Raw genomic sequence first — 1,159 nt, 5'->3', positions numbered from 1 at the left:
TGCCTCCTGGACTCTGCTGTTGTACAGCCGCGCTTTTCAGCTACAGGTCTGTTGTGAGGGTAGATGGCCACATACCCTATTTCAAGAACAGCCAGTTGGACATGTACTTGCCGTCGAATGTGATGCTGTAGCGCCCATCCTGGTAAGCCATCGGCAACGGTTTCAACTGTGCCTGGGCATCCCGGGCGAACAGTTTCAGGCCAGCAGGCGCCTTGATGCTCAAGGTGCCGGCAAGCGGCTCGACGTTGAACGGTGTCTTGTAATCGGTCTTGGGCACGGCACGGGTACCCAGCGACAGCAGCAGTTCGCGCGACTGGCCCAGGGGGTTGCCGTCCAGGCTTTGCACCACGACGCTGGCGTACGGCGTTTTTGCTTGCACCTGAATGGCGCCCAGGCTGATCGAGCGACCTCCCAGCCATCCGGTGGCGGCCTGGGTCAGCGGTGTGTCGATGGTATAGATGCCCTGTTGCCAGTTGCGCTTGAGTTCGCCCGTGTCGCTGACCGCTTCCGTGGCGTCGGCCGGCAGCAAGGACTGCCCCGGGTCCTGCAGTACCTGCGCACCGGCAGGGATGGCGGCGGGTTTCAGCCAGGGCAACTCCGGCGTCTCTGGTAGGGCGATCTGCAATTGGCCCTTTTCCATGGCCGTGCGCAGCAGCGCTGAATTGCGCGGGGTGATCTCCTGGTTGTACAGGGTGGCGGGTGTCGGCGCGAACACGTAGCGGGTGGTGGCTGGCTTCACGTCCGCACGGCGATAGAGCAGGGCGGCAGCGGGCAAGGTGGCGATCATCGCCGGGTCGTTGTACGCGTGCCAGTTATCCGCCGTGCGCCAACCTGGGTTGAAGGCCTGCTGGCTGTAGGCGTATTGCAGCACGGCATCCCAGCCTTGATGGGCAGCGGTGCCGGCCACGTACAGCGGCAGTGAGTGGCGGTCGGGCAGCGGGAAGGGTTCGGCGTTCCACTCGCTGACGGTCAGAGGCTTGCCAACTACCTGGGCGGCGGCGAGCCAGTCGATCAGGCCGTCGCTGGTCAGCGGGTTCTTCTCCAGTTGGCCATTGGCCCCGTAGCCATGGGCGTCGATGACATCGCCTGAGGTCAGTGCCGGCAGCGCGCTCAGGCCATTGCCGCCCCAGGTACTGGTAGTGGCGATCGGCACTTTGAC

At 64.1% G+C, this 1,159-nt stretch carries 1 pseudogene; it reads right to left on the bottom strand.

The annotated features are described in order from the left end of the window. Positions 1–76 precede the first annotated feature (76 nt). Positions 77–1,159 (bottom strand): annotated as a pseudogene (locus JV551A3_RS15785) (glycosyl hydrolase family 5); the annotation flags it as partial.

This window comes from Pseudomonas inefficax, assembly GCF_900277125.1.
Classification (GTDB): domain Bacteria; phylum Pseudomonadota; class Gammaproteobacteria; order Pseudomonadales; family Pseudomonadaceae; genus Aquipseudomonas; species Aquipseudomonas inefficax.
This window is presented reverse-complemented; position numbering and strand designations above follow the sequence as displayed.